This window comes from Echinicola sediminis (assembly GCF_054777495.1).
Map to the genome: position 1 here is coordinate 1 of NZ_BAAHAP010000206.1, position 2,437 is coordinate 2,437.

Below are 2,437 nucleotides of genomic sequence, written 5' to 3' on the forward strand. Positions count from 1 at the left end.
TGGACTTATTGATGAAGCAGAACTTTTGAACCATACGGAAAAGTTAGGCTTCGTAAATGTGGTTGATGCTTTTCAGAATGTAAACGGTGGACAAATCCCAAACTTGTTCTACGAAAAAGACTATTCAAATGGAAATAAGAGAATAGTTATCACAGACGACTTACTTAAACTTAAAGAAAGCTTTCACTTTCAAAATTTTGAAAACGTAACCGAAGCAAGGTGGAAATTAGTAGAAACAGCTTGGAATCTTAAAATAAATCCCAATCTACTTGAGGTAAAATATGATGAAGATGCTTCTCTTTTCTTCCTCGAGAACGACCTAATGAAAAGAATTGATATTACTTCAGTTAGGGATTCTCTAAATGGTTATCAAAAAGGAAAATGCTTCTATAGCTCCCTGGATATTTCAATTATCCAAGGTAGTTCAGACATTTGTCATGTTGACCATTTTCTTCCTCATGTTAATAAGCCGTTACATGCTGAATATGGAGCAAATATCAATGGTGTTTGGAATTTGGTCCTGGCACATTCATCAATGAACAGTACAAAGGAAAAGGGTGCAAAAGTTCCAAATAAAAAATACCTGGAAAGGTTATTTAATAGGAACGAATTTTATATTAACAGTAAGCATCCACTGGCCGAGACTATTATTAACCAGACAGGCAAAACAAAAGAGTTAAGAAGAGCTTTTTTGGAAAAGCAATATAATCTAGCACTCGAAAATTCTATCGTAACTTGGACACCTAGTGAAGAACTTGAAGGAACATTTTAATGAGCGTATTTTCTAAAATAACAGAAGACCAAAAGATTTACTCAGGTGATTTCTTTTTTATGATATATGACAGATATCCAGTTTCACCTGGTCATATTTTGATTATTTCAAATGAAGAAAAATTGGACTATTTCTCTCTGAACAAAAAAGAACAGCGTGAATTAACCTCACTTATTGAAGTAGCAAAAGAAATCATTGAAAAAGAAAGAAAACCTAATGGATATAATATTGGAATGAATTGCGGAGAAGCAGCTGGACAAACGGTAATGCATTTTCACTGTCATGTAATTCCAAGATATGAGGGAGATATGGAAAACCCCAGAGGTGGGGTCAGGCATTGTATCAAAGGAAAAGGAGATTATTGAAAATTAAAATATCAATAACTTGAATAAACATAAACAACTGTTCTACAGCACAGAGTACTGAACTAACTGATAAAGAGCATGTGCTTCTGAAGTCAATTACAGATAAAATGGCTTAATCAATTTTAAAACCGACCAACTTTGTGTCAAAAGAGGATTTAAACTTTCAAATTTCTTAAATTAAGAAAGCTAAGAAATTGCGATAAGTTGTTTAGACCCTATTCAATAAATTATGGAAGCCCTTCTACTGGAGGGCTTTTTTTTTGTGGGGTGATGGTGAAAAATACCCCAGATGGGGTATTTTATACAAAAAAAGAAAAAGGTACTTTTAAGCCTTAAAATATTTTGATTAGATGAAGCTCTCCATTCAGATAAAAACATATATGCCAATACAATTTTCCAGAGGGACTAAATTTCTAATTGTAAAATTATGACGGAAGTTGAACTTGCTGAAAATCTAGCACTACATGAAAATGCATATTTTTTCACCAAAATTAAGGAAGGACTTTTATCTAATTCATTAATCCAGACAACTTTTAAGGAGGTTTCCTCTGAAAAGGTTGGGAATTTTTTATTGCGAGTAGTCAAAAAAGAATCTAGGGTAAACGAAATAGATATAGAATATTCAATATGTGTATTTAAATATCATAATAAACCAACTTTCATTGTAAATGAAGTTAAAGGCTGGGAAGAAATAAAATTAGCTTATATAGTAATAATTGATTTTGGAAGACATTTAGTTATTTCCAAAAGAAATGTATCAGGTATTGATGAATTAAATCAAAAAATACTTCCTTTAGATTATAAAACTATATCCTCAGTGTTTATTGATGATACTACTGCATTTGAGAAATTTTCTATGAATAATATGAATATTTCAGATAATGTAGTCAGAAGTACAAGTATTGAAGCAATTAATTTAAAAGAAAGTATATCCACATTAGGGCTACAAAGTTATATCTTAAATAATTTAAGATTAAATAATCAAGAGAATAAAATATCACTGTCTTTGGGATCTTCAAGGATTAATAAATTTGGAAAAAAAAATAACCTTGATTTTTTTATAAGATGGTCAGCATCTATGGTTTCCAAAATCGAAAAATTTGTTCCTTCGGATAATTTTCTAAACTCTTCTGCGACTCCGTTAGATTTTCAAAAAGAACAAAATGATTTAAAGCCAATAGCCATTTTATTGCTTCTAACTAAGTTAAATTCAGAATAAGAAACTAATAGAATTGATTCTGTAAAGTTTGTTATAGGGGATTTAGAGATAGATATAGATATATTAAAGATTCTTAATAAA

General features: G+C 30.5%; 3 protein-coding genes. All 3 read left to right on the forward strand.

Annotated elements, in window-relative coordinates; all coding sequences use genetic code 11:
- A partial coding sequence (locus ACYVAA_RS22690) for a hypothetical protein (RefSeq protein WP_460546319.1) occupies positions 1-772 on the forward strand: 772 nt, incomplete at its 5' end.
- Complete coding sequence (locus ACYVAA_RS22695; protein ID WP_460546321.1) at positions 772-1,137, forward strand: HIT family protein; 366 nt, start codon at positions 772-774, stop codon at positions 1,135-1,137. The genes ACYVAA_RS22690 and ACYVAA_RS22695, both read left to right, overlap by 1 nt.
- Positions 1,138-1,564: 427 nt before the next feature.
- On the forward strand, positions 1,565-2,356 hold the full coding sequence (locus ACYVAA_RS22700) for a hypothetical protein (RefSeq protein ID WP_460546323.1): 792 nt from the start codon (positions 1,565-1,567) through the stop codon (positions 2,354-2,356).
- The last annotated feature ends 81 nt before the right edge of the window (positions 2,357-2,437 follow it).